Raw genomic sequence first — 25,757 nt, 5'->3', positions numbered from 1 at the left:
TATTCTCGTCCATATAGGCACACGTAAATCATCATCGGTGCAGCTGGATAAACATATCCACCAGTTTTTCATCCAATTGCATATGCATCTCACGCTTCATTAACAACAAGGCTTCAAAACTGGTGTAGTTTTCACGAAAAGTCCGGTTGGTCGTGAGGGCATCAAAAACATCGCATACACCGATAATACGGGCATTTTGAGGAATCAGTTTCCCTCGAAGGCCATCGGGATACCCTGACCCGTCCAACCTTTCGTGATGATGCCGAATTCCTTTTAAAATCGTTTGATTTTCGATTCCGTTGTGCTCCAATATCTCGCACCCCATCTGCGAGTGGTGTTTGATCGATTCAAATTCATCATCGTCCAAAGAAGACGATTTTTCCAAAATAGATTCATCAATCCGCAGCTTACCGATATCATGCAACAGTGCTGAAAAAGAGAGATCGATGAGTTCTTCATTGTCCATTTTCAGCATAATGCCCAGAATCGTAGCAAAATAGGCGACATTGGTACTGTGATTATGTGTTGAATAGGTGTCGGGAAGTATTTTTAAAATAATCGGCAATACATGACTCTTATAGGAAAGGACATTTACAATTTCATTCACACAACCTGAGAGCGCGTCAAGAGGAAGTTTTTCGTTTCCGCTTTCAAAAATAGACCCCATCAATTCCGATACCGTCGAATAGACAAAAAAAAGCCTCTTTTCGATTTCATTAATCGCCGATGATTTCTCTTTGATCGCTAATGCCGCAGATAACGGGTCTAGATTGTTCGTCTTCTCTTCATCCAAAGAGATGGTAGAGTGAGAAAAATATGATTTTAGTTTTTTGACGTCATGATTGACGATATAAATTCTTTCCTGTTGTAAAAGTTTATGATAAAGGCCCTCATTCAATAAAGTTCCGGCTTCGATGATAATGACGAAATCATTATAGCGTTTGATATAAACGTCAAAAGGGACAACCTCACCTTTGATAAACTTATCCGTTTTTAAAGGTACATATTGATCGTTTATTATTAATCGGACTACTTTTGCCATTCGTGTTGCGGTTATCCCTTATTAATCTCTACATAGATACTCAAAAAAATATTCTCTTGATTATTAAAGGCGGAATTATATAGCTAGTAGGTCATTTTTAGGTTATTTTTCCCCTGTGGCATTTTTTCTTCCGATCCGTTCACCATACGTTCAAAATCTTTGATCGTGTGTTTGCTAATCACCATATAACGCCCTAACGCCATCATATTATCAGTTGAAGAAGCATGTTTTCTGTCGATTGTAAATGCCGTCGTATACCCTGATTTTTTTGCATCAACAAGAAGCGTGTCATCATAAATACCGAATACCCAAGCAAGGTATTTAATCTCATGCCCTGTCTTCTCTTCGAGTTTTTTCTTCGCACCGCCGAGCTGTTTGTCAACCGACTTGGCATACTCTTCGCTTGAGAGTTTTTTCTTCTCATGATTGAAATTCGGATGCCAATAGGTGTGAGACTCAACATGAAACAGTTTCGTTGTTTCAAGCTCGCGGATTTGGTCCCATGTCATCGCATACTTGGCGTTGGAGATTGCGCTCGGGTAGATAAAGAGTGTCACCGGAATGCGGTATTTTTTGACGATCGTAGCCATATCGCTATAGACGCTTTTGTGGCCGTCATCGACCGTAATGACGACCGATTTTGCGGGGATCGATTTGATTTTACCTTGAAGATATCCGACAGCCGTATCCAGAGGGATAACCGTGTAGCCGTTGGCTTTGAGCCACTCCATCTGTTCAGTAAACGCAGCGGATTTGATCGTCATGGAATCGACTACTTCAGTCCCGAAACGGTGATAACACAAAACAGGGACTTTTCTATCGCTCGCCGCACCCCATAGAACACCCATTAATACCGCCAAAATCACAACCAAACGAACCATTGCACCCACCCTGAAAAAATTGGTGGGATTATACTGCATCTTTGAGCTTTGTGATTAATATTATTAACAATTTGTTCTTGACATTCAACCTAAAAATGAATTAGGATTCGCCCAATTAGTTGCATAGTCAACTATTAGGAGTTTAGATTATGAATCGATGCGAATGCCCGACCCATGAATCATTAGGTTGTTTAAGCAACCATGCCGCTTTCGCCGCACGTAACTATCTGACACGGCAACTCGCCCTTCACGGTATCGATATGACGATTGAGCAGTTTAAAGTGATGGTGGTTTTGTGGAAAGAAGGAAGTTCTACCCAGCAAAATATTGCCGATTTCGTCGGCAAAGACAAAACCAGCGTTACCCGGCTGATCGCCGGATTAGAAAAACGCTCTCTGATCCAAAGGGCAACCGCGTGTCAGGACAAACGGTGCAATCATGTCACCCTTACCCGTCAGGGAATCGCGCTTGAACAGCCGACCATGAAAGTGTTGGAAGAAGCTACCCGATACCTCCATGAGGGGATCGATCCTGACGATCTGGCTATAGCCCTGCGCGTATTAAAACAAATGTGCCTTACCCTAAACTACACCCCAAAGGAATCCGAATGAATCGTCTCACCACCCTCTCCCTCTCAGCCGCATTGATCTTAGTGTTCGGCGGATGTGAACGTCCCAAAGCCGCAGGAATGGAAAAACCGCCTGAAGGTCCTGTGCCCGTGACAGCTTCCGAAGTCAAAACGGGTAATTTCCCTGCCCTCTTGCAGGCGACAGGACAAACACAGGCATTTAATACCGTACAGGTATTTGCCCGGGTCAACGGATATCTGCAAAAACGCTCTTACACCGAGGGCTCAGCCGTAAAACAAGGGGAGACGTTATTCGTTATCGATCCGAGCGATCTGAAAAATTCTCTTAACAATGCCAAAGCGGCCTATGATCTCGCTTCCGCGAACTATACCAATGCCAAAGCGGTCCTCAATCGTATCAAACCGCTTGCAGAAGCCAATGCCGCAAGTCAGCAGGATCTCGATACCGCAACCGCCAATGAACGCAATACGGCTGCGGCACTATCGGCTGCAAAAGCCTCATTGGAACAGGCGAAACTGAACCTCAGCTATACCACCGTTACCGCTCCGATCAGCGGCTTTGTCGACAAATCCAAAATCGATGTCGGTACCTACGTTGCCGCCGGAGCGAACGGGCTGCTCACAACCGTCTATCAGACCGATCCGATGTACGTCAATTTTACATTTAGCGAAAATGAAAAGCTTGCCCGTCAAAATGCAATTGCATCCGGGCGCCTTGTTCCGCCGAAAGACGGTAAATACGAAATCGAGCTTACCCTTAGTGACGGAACGACATTGTCACGAAAAGGTTCTATTAACTTTATTGCACCGTTTGTCGATTCGACAACCGGAAACATCACCTATCGCGCCGTAATCGATAACAGCGACCGCAAACTGCTCCCCGGACAGTTTGTTCAGGTCAAAGTCAAAGGGATGGAGTGGAGAAATGCCCTCTATGTTCCCCAAAAAACACTTCTTACAGGTCCGCAAGGAAAATTTGTCTATGCCATCGAAGCAAACAATACCGTTAGCGCAAAACCGGTTGTACCGGGAGAATGGGTAGGGGAAAACATCCTGATCGAAAGCGGAGTCAATGCCGGAGACAAAATCGCCGCAGACGCTCTTCCTAAACTCAAACCGGGAGCGGAAATCATTCCGAATACGAAATAATTATGTTTAGTAAATTCTTTATCAATCGCCCTATCTTTTCAGCAGTCATCGCCATGATAATCATGCTGCTCGGATTTGTGGCGATCAAGACCCTTCCGATTTCGCAGTTGCCGAATCTCACTCCCCCTACGGTTGTCGTTACGGCACAATATCCGGGAGCCGATGCACAAACGATCGCAAACAATATTCTGACTCCTCTGGAATCACAGATCTCGGGGGCGGACGGATTGATGTACATGTCGTCCAAAGCGGCGGCACTGCCGGGAAGCGCGACAATCACCTGTACCTTCAATATCGGCGTTAACCAGGACATGGCGGCGGTCGATGTTCAAAACCGTATTAACTCGGTTCTGGCTCAGCTTCCCCAAACTACCCGTGATCTGGGTGTAACCGTACAAAAGAAAACGTCCGATATCTTGCTGATCGTCGCTATCACCTCTCCCGATGGAAGCTATGATGCGACCGGGATCAGTAACTATATCTCCGCCAATCTTCTTGACGAAGTCAAAAAAATCCCCGGTGCCGGAAGAAGCCAGATATTCGGCCAACGCGATTATGCGATGCGTGTCTGGCTCAACCCTGATAAAATGGCATCACTCGGGGTAAGCGCCTCTGAAATTGCCGCGGCAATCAAAGATCAAAATCTCCAAGTATCACCCGGCCGTTTAGGGCAGGCTCCCACAAACGATGAGCAGATGTGGACGATGCAGCTGACATCCAAAGGGCGGTTCTCAACGCCTGAAGAGTTCCAAAACATCATTGTCAGAGCAAAAAATGACGGCTCAATGATCCGTCTGCGCGACGTTGCCCGTGTCGAACTCGGCAGCCAGAACTACGAATTTTTCGGACGGGTAAACGGCAAACCGGCCGCAATGATAGGGATTTTCGCCGACGTCAATGCCAATGCGCTCGATACTTCCGCCGCGGTCGCCGCGAAAATGGAAAAACTATCCAAAAAATTCCCGAAAGGGATTACCTACGATATCCCGTACGATACGACCGATTTCGTCAAAATCTCAATCGAAGAGGTCGTATTTACCCTTCTGGCATCCATCGTACTTGTCAGTATGGTCATTTACCTCTTTTTGCAAAGTTCCCGTGCGGCAATGATTCCGATCCTATCGATCCCGATCTCGCTTACGGGTGCCTTTATCGGAATGTATCTGTTGGGGTATTCGATCAACACCCTCACCCTTTTCGGTCTGGTACTTGCCATCGGTATCGTCGTAGATGATGCCATCGTCGTTATCGAGAATATGGAGCGGATACTTCAGCATGAAAAACTCTCACCGCGTGAAGCGGCGATCAAAGCGATGGCTCAGATTTCAGGTCCCGTCGTCGCGATCGTCCTTGTTATGTGTGCCGTCTTTATTCCGGCAACGTTTTTAGGGGGAATGACGGGGCAGCTCTATAAACAATTTGCCGCCACTATCGCCATTTCCGTCGTTTTCTCAGGATTTATGGCGCTTACGTTTGCTCCGGCAATCGGTGCGTTGATCCTCAAACACCATGACAAAGAACCGGCACGTTTTTTCCGCTGGTTTAACCGGGCATTCGGGAATATGACCGAAAGCTACGTCCGCCGATCGGGCTTTATGATCCGAAAGTCACTGATTTTCCTGGTTATCTATTTATCAACTTACTTTTTCATCGGTTTTTTCCATAAAACACTCCCGAGTGCATTCTTGCCGATGGAAGATCAGGGGTATTTTATTACGAGTATCAACCTCCCTGAGGGTGCGACGGCAAACCGAACACTGGAGGTCGTCAAACAGGTTGAAGCGATTTTGGCTCAGCAGGAGGGTATTTACAAATATACGGCAATCACAGGGCTTAATGTCCTCACCTTCTCCCAAGAGCCAAACTCCGCCGTTATTTTCACACGGCTCAAACCGTGGTCTGAGCGTACCACCAAAGAATTGGCGGTATTCGGTATCCTAAACTCGCTCGGACCGAAATTCGCCTCTATCAAAGAGGCTAAAGTTTTCGGGATGCCGCCTCCACCGATTCGCGGTATGGGGCCTTCGGATATGTTCAGCCTTCGCCTCTTGCAGCCGGGGGATAATGATTACAACAAACTCGCCGAAGCGACCAACGCTTTCGTCGCCGATTTACGTCAAGAGCCGAGCATTAAAAACCCGATGACGACGATGAATATGAATACGCCGACCCTTTCAATCGAGGTAAATCGCGAAAAAGCTAAAATGATGGGGCTCTCCATCAGCGACGTGTTCCAAACGCTCCAAGCGACGATCGGAGCGATGTACGTCAATCAGTTTGATAAGAACGGTAAAACCTACTGGGTACAGATGCAAGCCGATTCCCCGTACCGCGCAACGCCGGAAGATATCGGACGGGCATGGGTTCGCTCTTCCAGCGGACAACTCGTCCCTCTTTCATCGGTGGTTACCGCCAAAATGTCGAGTGCCCCTTCCTCGATCGAACACTTTAACGGGGTTCTCTGTACAACCGTCATGGGCTCACCCGCTCCGGGATACAGTTCAGGCGATCTGATCAAAATTTTGGAAGAAAAAGGGGATACCGTACTGCCCAATTCGGTCAGTTACGATTGGGAGGGGCTGTATCTTCAGGAGAAACTCGTCGGTTCCAAAGCGCTTATGATTATGGCATTTGCTTTAATGATGGTGTATCTCATCCTTGCGGCATTGTATGAGCGCTGGACACTGCCTATCTCGATTATGCTTGCCGTACCGTATGGGATTATGGGGGCATATGCGGTAGTATGGCTCATTCCGTTTCTTAATAACAACGTCTTCTTCCAAATCGGATTGCTGACGTTGATCGCCCTTTCGGCCAAAAATGCGATCCTGGTCGTCGAATTCGCCGAAGAGCAGCGACTAATGGGCAAAAGCATCTACGATTCGGCAATGGAAGCGGCACGTCTGCGTTACCGTCCGATGATGATGACCTCTTTTGCCTTTTTGGCAGGGATGCTGCCGCTTATTTTCAGCTCGGGAGCGGGAGCGGCAGGACGTTTCTCAATAGGGGTGGCGATGTTCGGCGGGATGTTGGCGGCTACCTTTATCGAACGGTATTTCATTCCGTTCCTTTACTACTGGGTTTCAACGATAAAAGAAAAAATTGCCCCGGACAAAGGAGTTTCTCATGAATAATATTTCACTCTCGCTCATCCTCTCAGGGCTTCTTGCAGGGTGTGCTATCGGTCCTGATTACGTCCGGCCCGATCTGGCTGTACCTGAAACGTTTATCCACAGCGATTCTAACCGATCCGCCGTACAGGCTGTTGATATACAATGGTGGAAAACTTTCAACGATACCGCTCTGACGCAGGCGATAGAGGAAGCGCTCACAACCAATTATGATGTCCAATCTTCCCAAGCCTCCGTCGATGCTCTGTTAGGGCAATTCGATCAGGCAAAATCGTATCTCTATCCTCAGATCAATGCGACCGGATCAATGAATCGTAAATCGGTAGATAACGCCTCTAACGGAGGGTATCAACTGCGTGAAGGAATCACCTCAACCTATGCCGGTTCTTTATCGCTGGCAAGTTATGAGATTGACCTGTTCGGAAAAGTACGCCGTGCTAACGAAGCGGCACGGGCAACCCTCTTATCCGGCGAATATGCTTCTCAAACGATGAAACTCTCGATTGCATCCAGTGTTGCCGCTTCGTATTTTAAACTCGCATCTCTTCAGCGTCAAATCGATTTGGCTCGTCAGAACGTAGCCCTCAATAATGAGCTGGTCACCCTTAACGAGCTTAAATACAAACACGGTGTTATTGCTGAAGCGGTTTTACTGCAATCGGTATCCGAGCGGGAGAGTGCCAAAGCGACTCTATCACAGCTGGAAGCGTCCAAAACTTCCGAAGAATCGACATTTAACATCTTGTTGGGGCGCAATCCTGCCCCGGTTCAGGCTTCGCCGATCGATACGATTACTATTCCGACAATCCCTGATGCGCTCCCCTCAAGCGTGCTTAGCAGACGCCCCGATATCGCAATGGCGGAGCAGAATCTGATCGCGGCCAATGCCAAAATCGGCGTTGCCCGCGCCGCCTATTTTCCGAGTATCAAGCTCACAGGAATGTTAGGAGTACAAAGTATAGAACTGAGCAATTTCGTCTCTGATCCGGCACGAATATGGGAGATTGCACCGTCTGTCAGTATTCCTCTCTTTTCGGCAGGCCTAATAGCAGGACAAATTAAAACAGCGGAAGCCGATCGGAACAAAAGTATCGCACAATACAAAAAATCAATTGTAAGCGCTTTCAATGATACCGACAACGCCATCGCCCAGCGCGCTAGAGTACAAGAGCAGACAACCTATCAAAGTGCACGCACTGCAGCCATCGAAAAAGCACTCACGCAAAGCAAACTCCGTTATCAAGTAGGAAGTATCAGCTACAGCGATATGCTCCTCGTACAACAGCAATGGATCCAGGCATCACAGCAGCTGATCATAGCCAAACAAAATGCGCTTGTCGCTTCCGTATCTCTTTATAAAGCATTAGGGGGAGGATGGAGCGAAGAGCTGACTCCTCCTCTTCCCGATTATCTCCCCTCCGGACGATAAAAACAGTATCCCAAACCTGCCGCGCCAACTTCTGCGGCAGGCCGATCTTCTTCTAAAAATGCCTTTCAAAAGATAATCATTAGTAAACAAAAGCCAAAAAAAGAAAAAAATTTAAAAAAAATACATTTTTTTGTCACTGATCTACTCTAATTTTCAACTGTTTTGATAAGTTTTTGATCTTTTTGAACCCCCTATTTTAGGGGCTTTTAAAAAATTTTTGTGAAATTACGCAAAAGTACTTGACAACCATAGGGGTTCTAGTGGTATACTTCCGCCATATTTTTTTAAGGAGCCTTACCATGATGAAAATCATTTCTGCGTTGCTTTTGGCTGCAATGTTTATCGGATGCAGCGAGTCTGCTACTACTGAAGCACCTGCTGCTACTGAAGAAGCTGCTGCACCTGTAGCTGAAGAAGCTGCTGCACCTGTTGCTGAAGAAGCTAACATGACTACTGAAGCTGCTGCACCTGCTGCTGAAGAAGCTGCTGCACCTGCTGCTGAAGCTGCTCCAGCTAAATAAGTTTTAACTTATTAGCATGTTTCACACTTCGGTGTGAAACTTTCTTTCTTCGAAACCTTCCTCTTTAAAACAAAATCAAACTAAAATATACTACACTTCCTTTAGTCAACTATAGGAGTCATGCTTTATGAAAATCTTTATTCCCGTTCTGTGTTCCCTACTGCTAATCGGATGCAGTGAATCTACTCCAAAACAAGCATCAGAGTCCAATGGATCTCAGGAAATTTCAACGCCTCTTGCTGAAGAAAACAGTTCAGCGGCTGCCCCTGCCGAGCTGAATGAAACGGTTGCGGCTCCGAGTGCGGCGGCGGCCCCTGCAGCTGTTGAAAATGCTTCCGTGGACGCTAATGCACTGTTTTCTCAAAAATGTGCTTCATGTCACGGTGCAAAAGCTGAAAAATCGGCTTTGAATAAATCCCAAATCATCGCAACACTCAGTGAGCAGCAGATTGCAGATGCACTCAAAGGGTACCAAAACGGTACATACGGACGAGAAATGAAAGCGCTCATGCAAGGACAAGCCAAAGGGCTAAACGATGCTCAAATCGACGCCTTGGCCAAATATATCTCCGCCCTTTAACCTTCAGATTTAGGTAACGCAAATTTTTGCGTTACCAATTCCCCTTCACCATTGAAAAAAAGATAATAGAGTTTGTCTTTTTTCACACTGAGCCCTGCAAGATAGCGGAGCGCTAAATTGGCTTGCAACGAAGCGATGTGCATAACGATCGGCGCGGCAATCCCCTCAGGTGTTTTTTGGGTGATTTTAAACAGTTCGTTAAACGATGCCTCTTCAAAAAAGCATACTTGTCCGTTAAAGGCCTCCACCGATCCGTATACCCACGGTAACCCTTTAGACTTGGCGTAGGAATTTATTTCTCCGCGGGAAGGGAGATTATCGGTGGCATCGATTATCAGATCAACCTCAATATTCTTTTCGGCAAACTCTCCAAATCGGCATACATGAGAATATGCTTTTACATACGGACAGCGCTGCTCAATCAACTGTGCCGTAACGTCGGCTTTAAATTTCCCCTCATCGCCCATTCTAAAAGCGATTTGTCGGTGAATATTATGCAGACTTACCGTATCAAAATCGATCATATGGATTTCACCGATCCCGGATGCACCCAGAGCGAACGCTAAGGACGTTCCAAGCCCTCCACTTCCGATAACGGCTATTCTCTTTGATTGCAGGGATTTTTGCGTTTCTTCGCCCCATAACTGTACCTGACGGTGAAAATAGTTCATCATATGATCTCTCCGGTAAATATTTTAGTACTTTACCATCGTTTCAATAAAAATCGATCTTAATCTGAGCCGATTACTGTGGTTTTACTCTCATCCAGCGGGAGTACGATAATAAATCGCGCACCGTTAGTGATATTTTCAACCCAGATTTTTCCTCCGAAACTCTCTTCAATGATGTATTTGGACATATGAAGTCCAAGCCCGCTGCCGTGCTCGGCATCTTTTGTCGTAAAGTAGATATCAAAAATATTGCCGATTATGTCGGATGCAATCCCTCCGGCGTTGTCCTCAACACTTATTCTGATCCCGGTTTCTGCTTCATCTTCAACACGGATAGTTATTTTCCCGTCACTGATCTTTTTCTCTACAATCGCATCATGCGCATTTTTAATCAGATTCATCAAAACCTGTATCATCTCATTTTTTGCAATATTCACCTGACGGGTCGTGGAAATATCAAGACGGGTCTTGATTTTCGCGTATTTGAGAAAGACGTCACTGAGCTTCAATGCTTCCGCAGCCAAAATTCCTACATCTTCGAGTGATTTTGATTTATCGGTTTTGTAAAAATTACGGAAATCGTCAATCGTTTTGGAAAGGTACTGCAAGTGCGTATCAATACTTTCATGCGCTTCCTCAAAACATTGTACATCGCATTTTCCGAGCTTATGCTTTACATACATATCCTGATTGATCAATGCCAGCGTATTGAGCGGCTGGCGCCACTGGTGAGCGATCTGTTCAATCATCTCCCCCATCGCCGCGAGTCTGGACTGCTGGACGAATAGACGGTCTTTAAGACGCGCTTCGTTCAATGCACACTCTACTTTCTCCCTCAACGTAACGTTTAGCCGATTTAATTTTTCAATGTATTCGCGCTGTAGCAGATAGACCCTATCGGCCAGTGCCAGAGAGAGAAAAATCATCTCGATGGCCGATCCGACCTGCTGCACGTTATTGATTCCGTAAAAGCTCGGGATAAGATCGAATTTATTTAATGTGAAAATAATAGTAGCGATCAAAAATGAGCTCCAGCCGGCTACATAAAAACGTGCGGCTCTGTATTCATGCCGCATGACGCTGAGACCTGCGATAAGCAGCAACAGCGGCAAAACCGAAGCGAGCGCCGCATTAAACGGAATCACTATGCTGTAAGAGAAATATAACGAGGCCGCCACCATCAAAAAACTGATAAGCATCATTAGAACAATCAGATTGTCCACTTTCGGAGCATACAACGGTGTATTTAAAAAATGGCGGCTGAAATAGAGAGCGAAAAACGACGTTAATGCGATAAACATGCTCGATCCGTGTTCAATGAACCACAGAGTATCGCCCCAAATGTATTTAATTCCCAATCCGTCAAAAGAGAGCTGCCATAAGATAAAAGAGAGCAAAAACAGAATATAGCGCATGTAATTGCGGTCGCGGGTATAAATATACAATACGATGTTGTAGAGCAATACAATAAAGAAAATCCCGTAATATATCCCCACAAAAAAATTGTTTTGCTCCAACTCTTCCATCAGTGTTTCCGAAGAAAAAATGGAGAGTGGAAGCTGCATCGAACTTTGGGTTTTTACCCGCAGGTACAATGTCGAATCAGGAATATTTTTAAGAGGAAGGTTCGAAATAAAGTAGTGCGATCCGATATCGCGCAAAGAAAACGGTTGGGATGTCCCCATTTTTTCATGTTTGATCAGCGTCCCGTCCGGCGTAATCAAATAGATATCGATATATTCCAAGAGAGGATAATCGATTTTTACCCACCACCGGGTTTCATCTGTAGCCGAAAGGTTACGAAGATCGATCTTAAACCAAAAAACCGATTTTGTAAATCCGAAATTAACGCTCCGTTCTTTCAGATAGGGGGTAAATTGTTGAGATTTTATGTGCTCAAAGTCTATCTTACCTGAAACATCTTCCACGTAAGAAATCGCATCATTAGCGGGAGAGATAACATCTTTTTTCAGCGTTAACAGAGATGAGTGAAGCGTTAACGCAAAAAAAACGGCAAGAAAAATTAGTTTTCGCACGCTAAATTCGTTTGCGCAACGCCTCTTTGAATCCCCAACCTTTCCGCGATTCGGTAAGAGTTTTTCGATCCAAATCCACAATTAAAAGCTCTTCGGTATTCCCCAGGTCCGCTTCGACCTCTCCATCAGGAGAGACAACCATGGAATCGCCGTAAAATTTCCACGCGTGTTTTTCATCACAATACTCACCGACCCGATTAGCGCGAAGGATGTAGCAGTTATGGGTAAACGCTCTCGTTTTGATGAGTTCACGCCAACGGTTGTGGGATTCAAACGTCGAAGCGCTCGGAACCAAAACGACATCGACCATCTTTGTATCCACCGCCTGCCACAAGGGGTCAAAATGGGTCTCAAAACCGCTCATTACGGCAAATTTTAGCCCCTCGCACGCAAAAATCATCGGAGGTTTTACCGCTTCTACCGGATTGTTAAAAAACTTCTCCTCATTCCAGTGAGGATAATTAATCAAAAATTGCTGCGGATAATAGGTAACGCTTCGGCCGTTTATTTTCGCGATCATCTTCGTACACTCTTTTTTCTTTACCGTTACAATCGGTGCGACAAACGTAAGCTCGTATTTTGCGGCTAACGCTTTAAGCGTTTCAATTTGATGGGCACTTTGTTCGGAAATCATATTCAAAGGCATCTGAATCAGCTCTTTGAAAAAAGGGTTTAGAAGATATTCTCCCAATAAAATCAGTTTTACCCCTTTTTGCTGAGCGACACGGGCATAACTTTCAAGTTTGTTGCTCCCCATTCCGATAGAAGGAAGTTGCAGTATGGCAGCACGCATTATTGCTCCTGATTTTTGATGATTTGTATCTGTAGCTGTGCATTTTGAAGCATCGTCTCGGCTAATTTAAGCTCTTTCATCCCCTCTTCATACGCCTTTACACTCTCATTCATCGGCAACGCGGGATCCATCAATTTTTCTAAAATGGCTTTGGCATTGGTAATTTTTGTTTCAAAACTCTCATCACTCTTCATAGTGCCTCCCGAACATAATTTTCTATTTTATCGATTTCCACCAAAAAAGCGTCATGCCCGTAATCGCTGACAACTTCGAGATAGTCGCTGTTGGTTTTTCCCATTGCCAACATCGCCGTATGGATAGATTCCATTTCAGAAGGGAGAAAAAGGATATCTTTTTCAAATCCGACCAGATAAAGCTCGGCATTGATTTTATTCAAAGCCTCTTCGATCGAATCGAACCCGCGTGAAAGATCGTAGATATTGATCGCTTTGGTAATGTAAAGATACGAAAGAGGATCAAACCATTTCGTAAAATTGTACCCGTTGTACTCCAGATACGATTCGACCTGAAACTTTCCGAATAATTCAAACAAACCATCCGTCCGTTTGTATTCGCGTCCGAATTTTTTTGCCATCGACTGATGTGACAAAAAGCTGATATGCCCCGCCATCCGCCCGATTGCCATACCGCTTAGCCCGTTCTCCCGTATCACTTCGGGATCATAATAGCCGTTTTTGAATTCGGGATCTTTGAGTATCGCCTCTTGCGCCACTTTGTTAAACGCGATAGCCCACGGCTGCGTTGCCGCCGTCGTCGCCATAGCGATAATTTTTTTGGCAAAATTGGGGAAAAAGACGCCGAATGCCAGTGCCTGCATTCCCCCCATCGAACCGCCGATTACGGCATGGACCTGATGGATCCCCAAACGATCGAATAAAATCCGCTGCGCTTTGACCATATCCAAAATAGTGATTACGGGAAATTTATAGCGGTAAGGATCGTTATACGGATAACGCAGAGACATCGGTCCGGTTGAGCCGAAACAGCTCCCGATCACATTGGTACAGATCACGAAAAACCGGTCGGTATCGACCGCTTTTCCCTGTCCTATAAGGCCGTCCCACCAACCGGGTTTATTGTCCCCCTCATACGTTCCCGCCGCATGATGAGAACCTGTCAGTGCATGGCAAATCACGATCACATTGTCCCGCGCTTCATTGAGCTCGCCGTACGTCTCATAGACGATATCATACGGCTCCAAGATACGCCCGCTCTCTAAATAGAGCGGATTGGTGAAATGTTCACTATGAATTTGAAGGTTTAACATAAAGCCCTTTTTCTATGCGTCTAACGCCGATTTCAAATCTGCAATCAAATCATCACTATCTTCGAGTCCGACACTTAAACGGATCAATCCCGCGCTTACTCCCGCTTTTTTCAGCTCCTCAGGACTGAGTTGCTGATGGGTTGTCGACGCAGAGTGATTGATGATCGATTTACTATCTCCGATATTAGCGACAATGGAGAATATTTGGACAGAATCCAACACTTTTTTTGCCGTCTCAAAATCTTCGACCTCAAAGCTCAACAATCCGCTCGCACCTTTGGCAAGATATTTTTGAGCATTGGCATAGCTTTTGTCACTTTCGAGAAGCGGATAGTTCACTTTTTTGACCCGAGGGTGTTTCTCAAGCCACTGGGCAATACTCAACGCACTTTGTGAGTGTTGTTTCATTCGTAGCGACAATGTCTCAACCCCTTGGATAAATAACCACGCATTAAAAGGACTTAATACGGCACCCGTATCACGCATAAGCACCATGCGGGCTCTAAAGGTAAATAAGATACCACTCACCACCGAATCGGCAAACACTAATCCGTGATAGCTCACTTCCGGTGTATTAAAATCGGGATAACGGGCGTTTCCTTTGATTTTTTCGGCCAAATCTTTTCGCTCAACGATCAATCCGCCGATAGCAAGCCCCTGCCCTGTGGTGTATTTGCTTGCACTGTGAACGACAACATCCACACCGAGCAATAACGGCTGACATAACATAGGTGTCGCAACCGTATTATCAACGATTGTAATAATGTTATGTTTATTGGCAATCGCAATAAGTACCTCAAAGTTCGGAACATCGATACTCGGATTGGTAATACTCTCAAAAAAGAGACATTTGGTATGCTCATCCACTAACGCTTCGATGGCATCAGGAGAGTGAATATCAAAAAAACGGGCTTCAATCCCAAGACGTTTTAGCGTTTGAGAGAAAAGGGTAACCGTTCCGCCGTAGAGCTGATTAGCAACGATAATATTATCACCCGCTTGGGCAACATTGAGGATACTGTAAAATATTGCACTCATACCGCTGCTCACAGCTAGCGCACCACTCCCACCTTCTAAAACAGCAAATCGTTTTTCCAAAACAGCTGTTGTAGGGTTGCCTACACGGGTATAAACATTGTCCGTACCTTGCTGTAGATTAAAGCTACTTGCAGCAAAATCGGTACTGCCAAAATCAAATGCCGTACTCATGTACATTGGTACAGCCATCGTTCGTTGCGTATCTTTTTCGTATCCCGCGTGGAGTGCTTCAGTTTGAAGTTGCATGTTCATCCTTTAGGTTGTTTTGTGCAATTGTATCAATATAGCCCGCATTTTCCCATGTTTCCCTAACGGCTTAATGTCCATTAGTTTAATAAGGATTATTTATACGTGATAATTCGGTGCCTCTTGGGTGATGATGACATCATGTACATGAGACTCTTTGAGTCCTGCACTGGTGATCTCAACAAACTCCGCTTTATCCCAGAACGCTTCGATGCTTTCACTTCCGCAGTATCCCATAGAAGAACGAAGTCCCCCCATCATTTGGTGTACTACCGCCGCAATACTTCCACGAAACGGTACGCGCCCCTCGATCCCCTCAGGAACGAGTTTATCCGCAGCGGTTCCCTCTTGGAAATAACGATCGGTTGAGCCTTTCGTCATTGCTCCGATTGAGCCCATACCTCGATATGATTTGTATTGACGCCCTTGATACATGATCGTATCCCCCGGGGACTCTTCGGTTCCGGCTAACAATGACCCCGCCATAATAACGCTTGCACCAACGGCAAGGGCTTTCGCAATATCACCCGAGTAACGGATACCGCCATCGGCGATGATCGGTACTCCGTGCTTGCGTCCAACCGCTGCACACTCATCGATAGCAGAGATTTGTGGAACACCGACACCGGCAACAATACGGGTTGTACAGATCGATCCCGGTCCGATACCCACCTTAACACCGTCAGCACCCGCTTCGATAAGGGCCAACGTCGCTTCGCCCGTCGCAACGTTTCCTGCGATGATATCGACTACCATATCTTTTTTGATCGCTTTTACAGTATCGATAATCCCTTTCGAGTGGCCGTGCGCCGAATCAAGAACCAATACATCAACACCTGCATCGACAAGAGCACGTGCGCGGTCAAGCTGTCCGACACCGATCGCCGCACCGACGCGGAGACGGCCGAAATCGTCTTTGTTCGCATGCGGATATTCAATCCGTTTTTTGATATCTTTGATCGTGATTAGACCTTTTAAAAATCCGTTCTCGTCGATAATCGGAAGTTTCTCGATCTTGTTTTTGTGCATGATCTGCTCAGCCTCTTCGAGGGTGATTCCCGCTTTTGCCGTTACCAGAGGCATCGGTGTCATTACCGCCGACGCCAATTTTTTCAAATCTTTCTCAAAACGCATGTCGCGATTGGTCAAAATACCCAAGAGTTTATTGTGTCCGTCTACAACCGGAACACCTGAAATTCTGAACTCGCTCATCAACTCTTCGGCTTCGGCAAGGGTCGCATCCGGATGAACGTAGATCGGATCGATGATAATACCGCTTTCCGATTTTTTTACTTTTTTGATCTGCTTGACTTGCGTCTCGATGTCCATATTTTTGTGGATGATCCCGATACCGCCCAAATGGGCCATAGCAATCGCGGCACGGTATTCGGTTACCGTATCCATCGCCGCAGAGACCATTGGAATATTCAGAGGAATATTGCGGGTCAGCATCGTTTTTAGACTTACCTCTTTAGGAAGAACCTCAGAGTATTTAGGGATGAGCAATACATCTTCAAAAGTGAGGGCGCGTTTACGAATATTCATGAGGTTATCCTTGTAATTGAGTTTCGAGGCTAAGCGCCCCGTTAAAGAGTGTTTGCTCCGCATACGGAGCGGCTATCAGCTGAAGACCGACCGGCATACCGTTTTCTGCCGTATCAACCGGTAAAGAAATGGCGGGAAGCCCCGCCAGATTTACCGAAATCGTATAAATATCGCTCAAATACATCTCGAGCGGATCACTAAGAGCCCCAAACTCATACGCGGTACGAGGAGCTACCGGAGTTAGTATAAGATCAACTTCTTCGAAAATCTTATTATACTCCTCTTGAATCAATCGGCGTACTTTTTGAGCCTTGACATAATACGCATCGTAATATCCCGATGAGAGGACGAAGTTACCGAGCATGATGCGGCGTTGAACTTCAGGGCCGAATCCGTTTGACCGGGTTTGAAGGAACGTATCTTTGAGATTTTCACCTTCGACACGGTTGCCGTAGCGGATTCCGTCATAACGGGCGAGGTTCGTCGTCGCTTCCGCCGTTGCGGTGATATAGTAGGCTGAGATATCGTATTTCGGATCCATAAGCGACTTTTCGACAATGGTATGTCCCGCATTTTTGAGCGCTTCGATCGCTTTGGCATACGCTTTACGAACCTCTTCGGATGCGTCTTTGACATAATCGGGGACAATCGCGATTTTGAGTTTCACGTTTGCGTCAAGTTTATCGCTGACCGTTCCGTCATTGCGATCCGCGCTTGTGGAATCTTTCGGATCGTACCCTTGGATGATGTCGTACAAAATCGCCGCATCTTCGACGTTTTGGGTCATCGGCCCGATCTGATCGAGTGAACTCGCATAGGCACCCAGACCGTAACGGCTTACGCGGCCATAGGTGGGTTTCATCCCGACGATTCCGCAAAATGCCGCCGGCTGACGGATTGATCCGCCGGTATCGCTTCCGAGCGCCGCTACCGCGAGTCCCGCCGCGACTGCCGCCGCCGAACCGCCCGAACTTCCTCCGGGGACACAATTATGGTTAAGCGGATTAAGTGTTTTGCCGTAACAGCTGCTCTCGGTCGTCGAACCCATCGCAAATTCATCCATATTCGTACGCCCAAACGGTGACATGCCGTTTGCCAAAAGTTTTTCAATGACGGTTGCGTTATACGGAGCGATATACCCTTTGAGGATATTCGAACCCGACGTTACCGACCATCCGCTTACCTGGATATTATCTTTGATCGCGATCGGGATCCCCTCGCCGACATTGAGAATGTCAACATAGGCATTGAGTTCAGCCTTTGCGGCAATTTTGGCTTTTAACTCTTCTTTGAGCGAAGCGAGTTCTGCTTTTGAGAGTTTTAACGCCTCTTTGAGTGTGATCATACACTTTCCTTTCTATCTAAATACGCCATCGGATTAAAAACCTTTGGCTACGCTAACGCTGAGTTCACTTCGGCAGTGAGCCTTTTTTTTGTTTTGCTTGTTTGACCATCGCGATTCCGATGGCGATTACGATAAAAATGACTCCGACTGTTTGTGCGATAAAACTGAGCGGAACCGCTTGTGTGACGTCGATCATTAGGCAACGACCTGCGCACAACGGGGACACAATGTCTCTTCGTCTTCACTGTGATATTTCCAGCAGCGAGGGCATTTTGCTTTGGATGCAAGGGCGATATTAAACGTCTCCCCTTCGATCTCAAACGTTCCCAAAATATCTTTCAGCTCACAAGCACACCATTTAGAGATGACAAGATACTCTTCGATATCCGCTTTTTTCATTTCTTTGGCGCACTCTGATTTTGTTGAGATAACGAGTTCAAGGGTATTCTTGATCACTTTCTCTTTTTTCAATCCGTCTACGATCTCATTGAATTTCTCACGAATCACTTTCATCGTTGCTTCGTCCCAACTGCTTTCAACACTCTCGATCGAGGCATACGTGACATCGAAAATGTCGTTTGCCGATCCTTTGATGACTGAGGGTGCATTTTCGAAAATCTCATCGGCGGTATAGGTCAAAATCGGAGCGATCAGTCCCAGCATCGATTTAGCGATAATCGCCATGGCACTCTGGGTTGAGCGGCGCTCCGCTGAATCAGCTGCATCACAATACATACGGTCTTTCGTGATATCGATATAGACACCGCTGAGTTCATTCACGATGAAATAGTTCAAAGCGCTCATTCCGTGAACGAAATTGTATTCTCCGAATAAACGATGGGTCTCGTCAAACACCTCTTTGGCTTTGGCAACGATCCATTTATCGATTTCGCCCATCTCAGAGTAAGGGACAACCTCTTCAAGACCATCGAGATTCGCCAGCATAATACGAAACGTATTACGAAGCTTACGGTATTGATCGGCCGTTTGTTTGAGAATATTACCGGAGATTTTCAAATCTCCCTGATAATCGCTCATCGCAACCCATAAACGCAAAATCTCAGACCCGTACTCTTTGAGAACCGATTCTGGGGCAACGACGTTCCCTTTGGATTTTGACATCTTCTCGCCCTTCTCATCGACGGTAAAGCCGTGAGTGAGGAGCGCTTTATACGGAGCGATATGTTCCACTGCCGTACTCAAAAAGAGGGAGGATTGGAACCATCCGCGATGCTGGTCTGAACCCTCGATATACAAATCGGCAGGATATTGCCCGGCATCGTAGTTGCGGGATTTGAGTACCGCATTCCACGTCGAGCCGCTGTCAAACCAGACGTCCAAAATATCGGAAACTTTTTCGAGTTCATCGGCTTTGTATCCCGATCCCGGATACAGGAGCTCTTCGATGCTCATCGAATACCACGCATCGGTGCTGTGCATCTCGAAAATCATCGCGATATAGTTGAGCACCTTCTCATCCAAGATCACTTCACCCGTCGCTTTGACCCGGAAAAATGCGATCGGAACTCCCCAGTCACGCTGACGAGAGATACACCAGTCCGGGCGGTTTTCGACCATAGAACCTAGACGGTTACGCCCGCTCTCCGGATAAAATGCCGTTTTAGCCACTTCAGCCTGCGCGATTTCTCGAAGTGTTTTGCTCTCCCCCTCAGGGGTTCCGTCCACGCTGATAAACCACTGTTTTGTCGCACGATAGATAAGCGGTGTATGGGAACGCCAACAGTGCGGGTAGGAGTGGCGGAATTTGGAGACTTTCAACGCACTTTCGCCTAAAAGGGCGATAATCGGCTCGTTCGCTTTGAAAATATGGGTTCCGACAAACTCTTCGGCATTCGGAAGAAGTTTTTCTCGTACGACCGTCTGATCGTAGCATCCCGTCTCATCGACCGGCATTACCACTTCGAGGTTATAGCGAAGACCTACGCGGTAGTCGTCTTCCCCATGCCCCGGCGCGGTATGAACACACCCCGAACCGTTCTCCATCAATACGTGTTCCCCGAGAACCAAATGAGATCCGCGGCCGTTTAGCGGGTTGATCGCATAGCTGTTTTCAAATTTTTTCGCTTCGATTTTTTGTACGACGGTTCCGGTGAATACACCCTCTTCGATCAGTGCGTTGTAGCGTTTTTCCGCGACGATATATCCGTCTGACGTTCGTACGTATACTTCATCGGGATTTAGAGAGATCCCCGTATTCGCCGGCAACGTCCACGGTGTCGTCGTCCAGATGACGATCGCCGCTTTCCCCTCAATCCCGGCACGTACTTTGGCATCGTCATTGAGCTCAAACGCGACGTAAATCGAGTAGTCTTCTTTGTCTTCGTATTCGACTTCCGCTTCGGCAAGTGCGGTACGCTCCGCCCAGCTCCAGTAAACCGGTTTTGAACGCTCGATCAACAGCCCTTTTTTGGCAACCGAACAAAGAGTACGGTAAATGTTGGCTTCAAACTTGGAATCCATCGTCAGATACGGATTGTCCCAATCGGCGACAACGCCCAGTTTTTTAAATTCTTCGCGCTGAATATCGATAAACTCTTTTGCATGATCGCGGCACATTTGGCGCACTTCAGCGGTAGTGAGAAGCTCTTTTTTCTGCTTCCCGCCCAGTTTTTTCTCGACCTGCTGCTCGATCGGAAGACCGTGACAGTCCCAGCCGGGAGTAAAGCGAACCGATTTTCCGTTAAAATAATGATATTTGACAATAATATCTTTAAGGACTTTGTTCAATGCATGCCCGATATGGGTATGTCCGTTGGCATACGGAGGACCGTCGTGCAATGTAAAACTTTGCGCATCTTTACGATTTGCTTTCATTCGGCCGTAAACGTCTTTGGCAATCCATGCGGCATAGCGCGCAGGCTCGTTTTGAACCAAATTTCCGCGCATCGGAAATTCGGTCTGAGGTAGAAGGAGGGTCTCTTTATAATCCATCTGTTACCTTATATAAAAAGTGGTGCATTATAGCGTTTGGGTGATTAAATTTTGCTGTCACTGTGCTATACTCTTGATGAAAAACGCCAAAGGAATAAAATCCCTTTAGCTGCGCTTGCCGCTATGGCACTAAAGCTTGCCCTTTGGGCAGATAAAAAATTTGCTATGCAACAAATAGGATTTAACCAATGAAACGTGATGTTATTTTCGTAGGTAATCGGCTGATTTTGAATGAAGCGTATGAACGCTATATCCTCCGAAGTATTAAAAATCGTCTTGCTTCTATCGACTCGATCAACTATTTTGAAGAGTCGGACAAAGGGTTGTTTCTGCACCTTGAAGGACTTTTGAAACACGAATCGAAACTCATCATCGTTACGACCAAAAACACCTTTACCATCGTTGGAAAACTCCTAAGCACGGTGACCGCCGACAATCAGGTTTTAAAAGAGCAGATGCTTATCCCCTCGCGTGCCAGTATTCTCGAAAACGGCAGCTATCTTCTCACCCATAACACGTCTGAGATTAATGTAGTTTTGGCAAATGAAGGGAAAGTTCTCCCTCCGATACTCATCGATGAAGAATCACGTTATGCCACTATTCATCTTTTTAACGAAGAACTTCTGAGTGCCCAAACCCTCCTCGAACCGCTAGCCCAAAATTTCGATGTAAGACTTGAATTTAGCGAACTCATCGAAGGATGGCTCAAAATCCGTATCCAGACACGGAAGCACGGAAATCTCTCGCAGTTTATCGCATCCGCACGCGGGCTCATGCATCATAAGGTCATTGCCGCCACCAATATTGCCGCATTTATTATTGAAAAATTGAGTCATCACCATAAAAAACTCTCTTTTGCCGAAAGCTGCAGCGGCGGATCGCTCGCCCATTTTTTTACTTCCCAAAGCGGTGCGTCTAATATTTTTGACGGTTCACTGATTACCTATTCCAATACCCTCAAAGCCAACTGGCTTGCCGTTGACGAGGCGGCATTGGAACAACACGGTGCGGTGAGTGCCGAAGTTGTTTTAGAGATGTCAGAGGGGGCAATGAATGTCAGTTTTGCCGATTATGCCCTCTCGATCAGCGGCATTGCAGGCCCTACCGGCGGCAGTGAAGCCAAGCCGGTCGGAACCGTCTATATCAGTGCACGCTCCAAAACCTCCGTACATACCGAACGTTTTTACTTCGAAGGAGATCGTAACTATATCCAAGAACAGAGTGTCTTAATGGCCGTTAAAATGCTTCTAAATATTGATAAAGAATTATTTTTTACCTAAATCGCTTTTTTTCCTTGACAAAACAACATCTTTCCCCTATAATTTCGCCCTCACAATCACCGAGTTTTGATGATTGAAGAGGTCTCGTTAGCTCAGCCGGTAGAGCATCTCACTTTTAATGAGGGGGTCGATGGTTCGAATCCATCACGGGACACCATATTGTTGATATAAGTGACCCTTTCGTCTAGTGGCCAAGGACACTATCACTTCATGGTAGGAACAGAGGTTCAAATCCTTTAGGGGTCGCCATTTGTTCGAATAGATATTTTTCGGGAGTTTAGCTCAGTTGGTAGAGCGCTACCCTTACAAGGTAGATGTCACAAGTTCGAGTCTTGTAATTCCCACCATAATTTTTGGCTGCAGCGGTAGTTCAGTTGGTTAGAATGCCTGCCTGTCACGCAGGAGGTCGCGGGTTCGAGTCCCGTCCGCTGCGCCATATGTTATTTCGATTTATTTTTTAAACTCACGGGAGTTTAGCTCAGTTGGTAGAGCGCTACCCTTACAAGGTAGATGTCACAAGTTCGAGTCTTGTAATTCCCACCATTCGTTTAGGTTGCAGCGGTAGTTCAGTTGGTTAGAATGCCTGCCTGTCACGCAGGAGGTCGCGGGTTCGAGTCCCGTCCGCTGCGCCACCTTTACTCTCTCTTTCTAAAACAATCACATTGTATCTTTCTATTATGCTATCATATTCAAATGAAACTCAAACCTTCTCTTTTTATCGTTTATATTTTTATTTGGCTGGTATTGGCAATCCATCCATCCTATCGGAATGACTGGGCGCTGGAAAATATTTTGGTCTTTATAGCTCTACCGATTATTATTGGGAGCGAGAAACGGTTCGGTTTTTCCAATGCAAGTGCCTGGATGCTCTTTGTGTTTTTTGTTTTACATGGAATCGGCGCACACTACACCTACAGCGAAATGCCCTATTTCACACCCGTTACCGATTTTTTCGGGTTCGAACGCAACCATTATGACCGCCTCATTCACTTTCTGTTTGGGCTGTTACTCTTTTTACCGTTTTATGAATGGTTCTCATCCTTTCAAAAATCGCATAAGCTCATATCAACTCTTACCCTTCTTTTTCTATTTTCCGCTTCCGGATTTTATGAAGTAGCCGAATGGCTCATTACCCAAATGACACATCCTGACTTGGGAACCGCATTTTTAGGAATCCAGGGAGATCAGTGGGATGCGCAGAAAGATATGGCATGCGGCTATCTCGGAGCACTCATCGCGGCACTCCTGCATACCCCTTTTATACGACGCTCGCGCCGTACACTCTCAAACGATCTTTATCAATTGACCGAATAAGCTTTTTGTGCCTGATTGACGCTGCTTAACGATTTAAATTCGGAAACACCCTTTTGTGAACTGCCCGATTCAAGCGTGCTCAGAGAAACATAAATCCCCGAATCAAGAGTCGGTTTGATTTTGGCCTCACCGACTGAGACTTTCTGGTTTTCTACCGCCCCTGTATTTTGAGTACTATCCTCTTTTTTTGTGCTGGCAGGATCAGGACGGCCTACCTGAAACGGTTGAGGATAAGGCGTTTGAAAAGTATATGAAGTAACTTGCATATCACACCTCCTATTTAAATAACTATAAACCTCTCTTTAGAAAATTTCGCTTAAAATTAAGGACTACTTCACAAAAGGAAATATAATGAATCTGTTTATTGTTATTCTCATTCTCCTCGTTGTAATTACTGTTTTAATGTACAACTCACTCATCGGCAAAAAAAATCAGGTTGATAATATCTTTGCAAGTGTTGATGCCGTTCTCAAAAAACGGTTTGATCTGATCCCGAATCTCGTGGCTTCGGTTGAACGGTATATGGAACATGAAAAGTCCGTATTGGAAAAAGTTACCGAGCTCCGTGCAGAGGCGATGAAGCCAAATCTCACAAATGAGCAGAAAATTGCGTATGATCAAAAACTCTCAGCGGCTCTGGGATCCATCACCGTTGCGATGGAGGCGTATCCCGATCTCAAAGCCAATGAAAATATTAGTCATCTGATGCGTTCGCTCAATGAAATCGAAGAGCAGATTTCTGCCGCCCGCCGTGCCTACAATCAATCGGTCACCGACCTCAACAATGCCATAGAGATGTTCCCGACCAATCTGTTGGCCGGATGGATGAATCTGAGCCGACGCACCGTTTTTGAAATCACTCTCAATGAACGCCAAAATATCAACGTCAAAGAGTTATTCAACCGATCATGAAATCTGTATCCGAGCTCACCGATTTTTATTACAAAGAGCTCTATCCGCAGCTGAGTGAACTCGAAAAAACGCGGATAGCTATCCTTTCTCAAATGAAATTTTATGGAGTCATTGGTGCCGTTATTTTCTTAGTTATCGCATTCTGGATTGAAGAACGCTTCGGTCTTTTCTCTCCGTTCATGATTTTTTTGTTTGTCGGGATGGTCGCACTCGGCGGAGTTATCTATAAAATGCTGATCCGCGACTATACGAAAGACTTCAAAGAACGGATCATCTCTCCTCTCATTCAAGCCATCGATCCGCAGCTAAGCTATACCCCCTATCTGTTTCTACCCCGTCATCTTTTCGAACGCTCGGCATTGTTTAACCACTCTATCGACCGATACGGCGGTAACGATTGTGTCAGAGGATCGGTTCACAATATCCCCATCGAATTTTCCGATATCCATGCCGAATACCAGACCCGAGATTCCAAAGGGCGAACCCAATGGCATACGCTGTTCCGAGGGCTTTTTCTTGTCGCAGAATTCAATAAATACGTTAAAAGCAAAACGGTTGTTCTCCCCGATCTTGCCGAAAAAACATTCGGTGATTTGATCGGAGGATGGCTGCAGTCCATAAATCTCTCACGTGACAAAGTAATACAATTGGACGATCCGGAATTTGAAAAGCAATTCGTTGTTTACGGCAATGACCCTATCGAAACGCGCTATATTCTAACCCATTCAATGATGCAAAGAATTGTAGATTTTCAAAAAAAGATCCCTCACCCCCTTTTCATCTCTTTTGTCCAAAATCATATTCACGTTGCCATCAATACGGGTAAAGACCTTTTTGAACCTTCCGTATTTACCTCGCTTCTCGAGTACAAACAAGCAATGGAATATGTCAATACCCTGCATTATACGATCGGACTGATCGAAGAGCTTAAACTAAGCGAAAAACTCTGGAGCAAAATTTAATATAAAGCTTGAGAGTTATTGCTGTATAATAATTTTTTATGCTAAATGCCGAT

Annotated in this window: 23 protein-coding genes and 6 tRNA genes; 16 read left to right on the top strand and 13 right to left on the bottom strand. The window is 45.9% G+C overall.

Annotated elements, in window-relative coordinates:
• Positions 1-31: 31 nt before the first annotated feature.
• Together SULKU_RS14280 and SULKU_RS04085 are read right to left on the bottom strand one after the other, a co-directional pair.
• Positions 32-1,042, bottom strand: coding sequence for an HD-GYP domain-containing protein (locus SULKU_RS14280; RefSeq protein WP_013459666.1), 1,011 nt, complete (start codon positions 1,040-1,042; stop codon positions 32-34).
• Between the two features lie 83 nt (positions 1,043-1,125).
• A complete protein-coding gene (locus SULKU_RS04085) occupies positions 1,126-1,962 on the bottom strand; it encodes a polysaccharide deacetylase family protein (RefSeq protein ID WP_223175449.1) in 837 nt (278 codons plus the stop codon).
• Positions 1,963-2,072: 110 nt separating this feature from the next.
• On the opposite strand from SULKU_RS04085, the gene SULKU_RS14275 reads away from it, so the two are divergent.
• The 6 genes from SULKU_RS14275 to SULKU_RS14270 all read left to right on the top strand — a co-directional run bounded on the left by SULKU_RS14275 (position 2,073) and on the right by SULKU_RS14270 (position 9,322).
• A complete protein-coding gene (locus SULKU_RS14275; RefSeq protein WP_013459664.1) occupies positions 2,073-2,534 on the top strand; it encodes a MarR family winged helix-turn-helix transcriptional regulator in 462 nt (153 codons plus the stop codon).
• Positions 2,531-3,661, top strand: a complete 1,131-nt coding sequence (locus tag SULKU_RS04075; protein WP_013459663.1) for an efflux RND transporter periplasmic adaptor subunit — start codon at positions 2,531-2,533, stop codon at positions 3,659-3,661. Before SULKU_RS14275 ends, SULKU_RS04075 begins: the two co-directional genes overlap by 4 nt.
• A gap of 2 nt (positions 3,662-3,663) precedes the next feature.
• Positions 3,664-6,795: an efflux RND transporter permease subunit gene (locus SULKU_RS04070; protein WP_013459662.1), complete on the top strand. Its 3,132-nt coding sequence runs from the start codon at positions 3,664-3,666 to the stop codon at positions 6,793-6,795.
• Positions 6,788-8,221, top strand: coding sequence for an efflux transporter outer membrane subunit (locus SULKU_RS04065; protein WP_013459661.1), 1,434 nt, complete (start codon positions 6,788-6,790; stop codon positions 8,219-8,221). Before SULKU_RS04070 ends, SULKU_RS04065 begins: the two co-directional genes overlap by 8 nt.
• Positions 8,222-8,520: 299 nt before the next feature.
• Entirely contained in the window at positions 8,521-8,742 is a 222-nt protein-coding gene (locus tag SULKU_RS04060; RefSeq protein WP_013459660.1) for a hypothetical protein, read from the top strand.
• Positions 8,743-8,869: 127 nt separating this feature from the next.
• Positions 8,870-9,322, top strand: a complete 453-nt coding sequence (locus tag SULKU_RS14270) for a c-type cytochrome (protein ID WP_013459659.1) — start codon at positions 8,870-8,872, stop codon at positions 9,320-9,322.
• On the opposite strand, the gene SULKU_RS04050 is transcribed toward SULKU_RS14270, so the two are convergent.
• From SULKU_RS04050 to ileS, 10 genes are all read right to left on the bottom strand, one after another.
• A complete protein-coding gene (locus SULKU_RS04050) occupies positions 9,319-9,996 on the bottom strand; it encodes a HesA/MoeB/ThiF family protein (RefSeq protein WP_013459658.1) in 678 nt (225 codons plus the stop codon). The two genes, SULKU_RS14270 and SULKU_RS04050, sit on opposite strands and share 4 nt — an antisense overlap.
• A gap of 56 nt (positions 9,997-10,052) precedes the next feature.
• Positions 10,053-12,029: a sensor histidine kinase gene (locus SULKU_RS04045; RefSeq protein WP_013459657.1), complete on the bottom strand. Its 1,977-nt coding sequence runs from the start codon at positions 12,027-12,029 to the stop codon at positions 10,053-10,055.
• 1 nt (position 12,030) lies between these two features.
• Positions 12,031-12,822, bottom strand: coding sequence for a carbon-nitrogen hydrolase family protein (locus SULKU_RS04040; protein WP_013459656.1), 792 nt, complete (start codon positions 12,820-12,822; stop codon positions 12,031-12,033).
• Positions 12,822-13,016, bottom strand: a complete 195-nt coding sequence (gene xseB, locus SULKU_RS04035) for an exodeoxyribonuclease VII small subunit (protein WP_013459655.1) — start codon at positions 13,014-13,016, stop codon at positions 12,822-12,824. The genes SULKU_RS04040 and xseB overlap by 1 nt, the downstream gene beginning before the upstream one ends.
• The gene (gene metX, locus SULKU_RS04030; RefSeq protein ID WP_013459654.1) at positions 13,013-14,110 is read right to left on the bottom strand and encodes a homoserine O-acetyltransferase MetX; all 1,098 of its coding nucleotides are present in this window, start codon (positions 14,108-14,110) and stop codon (positions 13,013-13,015) included. The genes xseB and metX overlap by 4 nt, the downstream gene beginning before the upstream one ends.
• A 12-nt stretch (positions 14,111-14,122) precedes the next feature.
• On the bottom strand, positions 14,123-15,394 hold the full coding sequence (locus SULKU_RS04025; protein WP_013459653.1) for an O-acetylhomoserine aminocarboxypropyltransferase/cysteine synthase family protein: 1,272 nt from the start codon (positions 15,392-15,394) through the stop codon (positions 14,123-14,125).
• A 99-nt stretch (positions 15,395-15,493) separates the two neighbouring features.
• Positions 15,494-16,939: an IMP dehydrogenase gene (guaB, locus tag SULKU_RS04020; RefSeq protein ID WP_013459652.1), complete on the bottom strand. Its 1,446-nt coding sequence runs from the start codon at positions 16,937-16,939 to the stop codon at positions 15,494-15,496.
• A 4-nt stretch (positions 16,940-16,943) separates the two neighbouring features.
• Entirely contained in the window at positions 16,944-18,284 is a 1,341-nt protein-coding gene (gene gatA, locus SULKU_RS04015) for an Asp-tRNA(Asn)/Glu-tRNA(Gln) amidotransferase subunit GatA (RefSeq protein ID WP_013459651.1), read from the bottom strand.
• A 64-nt stretch (positions 18,285-18,348) separates the two neighbouring features.
• A complete protein-coding gene (locus SULKU_RS15270) occupies positions 18,349-18,480 on the bottom strand; it encodes a hypothetical protein (protein WP_013459650.1) in 132 nt (43 codons plus the stop codon).
• The gene (gene ileS, locus SULKU_RS04010) at positions 18,480-21,236 is read right to left on the bottom strand and encodes an isoleucine--tRNA ligase (RefSeq protein WP_013459649.1); all 2,757 of its coding nucleotides are present in this window, start codon (positions 21,234-21,236) and stop codon (positions 18,480-18,482) included. The genes SULKU_RS15270 and ileS overlap by 1 nt, the downstream gene beginning before the upstream one ends.
• Positions 21,237-21,424: 188 nt before the next feature.
• On the opposite strand from ileS, the gene SULKU_RS04005 reads away from it, so the two are divergent.
• From SULKU_RS04005 to SULKU_RS03970, 8 genes are all read left to right on the top strand, one after another.
• Positions 21,425-22,516 (top strand): CinA family protein, encoded by a 1,092-nt coding sequence (locus tag SULKU_RS04005; RefSeq protein ID WP_013459648.1) that lies wholly within the window; start codon positions 21,425-21,427, stop codon positions 22,514-22,516.
• An 81-nt stretch (positions 22,517-22,597) separates the two neighbouring features.
• Positions 22,598-22,673, top strand: a tRNA-Lys gene (locus SULKU_RS04000).
• 16 nt (positions 22,674-22,689) lie between these two features.
• Positions 22,690-22,765, top strand: a tRNA-Glu gene (locus SULKU_RS03995).
• Between the two features lie 22 nt (positions 22,766-22,787).
• A tRNA-Val gene (locus SULKU_RS03990) sits at positions 22,788-22,863 on the top strand.
• Positions 22,864-22,875: 12 nt separating this feature from the next.
• A tRNA-Asp gene (locus SULKU_RS03985) sits at positions 22,876-22,952 on the top strand.
• A gap of 31 nt (positions 22,953-22,983) precedes the next feature.
• Positions 22,984-23,059: transfer RNA gene (locus SULKU_RS03980), tRNA-Val, on the top strand.
• A 12-nt stretch (positions 23,060-23,071) separates the two neighbouring features.
• A tRNA-Asp gene (locus SULKU_RS03975) sits at positions 23,072-23,148 on the top strand.
• A gap of 61 nt (positions 23,149-23,209) precedes the next feature.
• Positions 23,210-23,830: a DUF2238 domain-containing protein gene (locus SULKU_RS03970; protein WP_013459647.1), complete on the top strand. Its 621-nt coding sequence runs from the start codon at positions 23,210-23,212 to the stop codon at positions 23,828-23,830.
• On the opposite strand, the gene SULKU_RS03965 is transcribed toward SULKU_RS03970, so the two are convergent.
• Entirely contained in the window at positions 23,815-24,096 is a 282-nt protein-coding gene (locus tag SULKU_RS03965) for a hypothetical protein (protein ID WP_013459646.1), read from the bottom strand. The two genes, SULKU_RS03970 and SULKU_RS03965, sit on opposite strands and share 16 nt — an antisense overlap.
• Positions 24,097-24,181: 85 nt before the next feature.
• Here SULKU_RS03965 and SULKU_RS03960 point away from each other — a divergent pair, with 85 nt between their 5' ends.
• A complete protein-coding gene (locus SULKU_RS03960) occupies positions 24,182-24,742 on the top strand; it encodes a LemA family protein (RefSeq protein WP_013459645.1) in 561 nt (186 codons plus the stop codon).
• Entirely contained in the window at positions 24,739-25,704 is a 966-nt protein-coding gene (locus tag SULKU_RS03955) for a DUF3137 domain-containing protein (protein ID WP_013459644.1), read from the top strand. The genes SULKU_RS03960 and SULKU_RS03955 overlap by 4 nt, the downstream gene beginning before the upstream one ends.
• Positions 25,705-25,757 lie beyond the last annotated feature (53 nt).

Origin of the sequence: Sulfuricurvum kujiense DSM 16994 (assembly GCF_000183725.1) — a bacterium.
GTDB lineage: Bacteria > Campylobacterota > Campylobacteria > Campylobacterales > Sulfurimonadaceae > Sulfuricurvum > Sulfuricurvum kujiense.
The sequence above is the reverse complement of the archived record's forward strand: the minus strand, read 5'-3'. Positions and strand labels throughout refer to the sequence as shown.